Source organism: Musicola keenii, assembly GCF_014855505.1.
Taxonomy (GTDB): domain Bacteria; phylum Pseudomonadota; class Gammaproteobacteria; order Enterobacterales; family Enterobacteriaceae; genus Musicola; species Musicola paradisiaca.
Window position 1 is genome coordinate 1 of record NZ_JAAWVW010000052.1, and the last position, 1,414, is coordinate 1,414.

Sequence of the window (1,414 nt, forward strand, 5' to 3'; positions counted from 1 at the left end):
TAATGCCGATCGTTTAAGGATCGGTTGACCGATCCGGTGGCTGATGTAAAAAGGGTTCATGTCTTCACATGGACCCTTTTTAATGGAACTTTCACAGGCCCTCGGCATTATCAACCTTACCGCTCCCGATGAAGTTCAGAGTCTTGCCTACCTCCTTTCCCCCGACCTTATTCAGCAGGCCTTTACCCTCACGGATACCGTGACGCTACGTAAGCGTAAGCTTCCCCTCGAATCCATGGTCTGGCTGGTTATAGGTATGGCTATTTTCAACAACAAGCCTGTGTCCCATATCGTCAATCTGATGGACATCGCTGACCGGACTGGCAGACCTTTTACCGCACCCAGCTCCGTCATTGCCCGCCGCAAAACGCTGGGTGAGGATGCCATTAGAGTTCTGTTCGAACTGACACAACAGCCCTGGCATGAGGGAGCCCGGCATCCGCTCTGGAACGGGCTGACGCTGAACGCCGTTGATGGCGTGGTCTGGCGAACGCCCGACACACCGGAAAATGCCGCTGCCTTCGCGAAAGCGGAAAATCAGTACGGTGAAAAAGGCTTCCCGCAGGTCCGCATGGTGTGTCTGATGGAACTGAGCAGTCACCTGCTGCGCGCCAGCGTGATGGGCCGGTATGACGTTAATGAGATGCGGCTGGCGGCAGGACTGGCAAAGCAGGCACCGGATAATAGCGTGACGTTGTTCGACAGGGGCTTCTGGTCAACAGGCCTGCTGCATGACTGGCACAGTGCAGGTGAGAACCGCCACTGGTTGTTGCCGCTGAAAAAGGGCACGCAGTATGAGGTGATACGCAGACTGGGCAGGCAGGATGAACTGATAACGCTGAAAACCTCGCCACAGGCAAGAAAACAGTGGGAAGGTCTGCCGGATGAGCTCACTGTCCGGTTAATCAGCAGGAAGGTTAACGGTGTGGAACGTCAGGTTGTCACCTCGATGACGGACGCGATGCGTTACCCGGCGGCAGACATAGCAGAACGCTACAAACACCGGTGGGAAATCGAACTGGGGTATCGTGAGGCGAAGCAGTTCCTGTGCGGCAACCGTTGGACGCTGAGAAGTAAATTACCGGAGATGGTGAGACAGGAGCTGTGGGGGATACTACTGACATACAACCTGGTGCGGTATCAGATGGTGAAAATGGCGTTCAGCCTGAAAGGAGATTATCTGCCGTATCAGCTGAGCTTCAGCGGTTCGGTGGCAGAAATAATGCGGCTGTTAATCGGGCTGCCATGGTCCTCACCGGGAGCAGTGTCGGGACACCTGAAGCACTTCTACAGCAATGCCGCGATGCTGAAACTGCCGCCGAGACGGGAGCGGGAGTATGAAAGAGAAGTGAGGCAAAAAAAGCCCAAATACCCTTTTAAAAACAATGCCAGTCACCTTAAGTGACTGGCATTA

1 protein-coding gene is annotated in these 1,414 nt (G+C 54.5%); it reads left to right on the forward strand.

Going from position 1 to position 1,414, the window contains the following annotated elements; translation table 11 throughout:
- Positions 1-82: 82 nt before the first annotated feature.
- Positions 83-1,405: an IS4 family transposase gene (locus tag HEP82_RS19770; protein WP_192459606.1), complete on the forward strand. Its 1,323-nt coding sequence runs from the start codon at positions 83-85 to the stop codon at positions 1,403-1,405.
- The last annotated feature ends 9 nt before the right edge of the window (positions 1,406-1,414 follow it).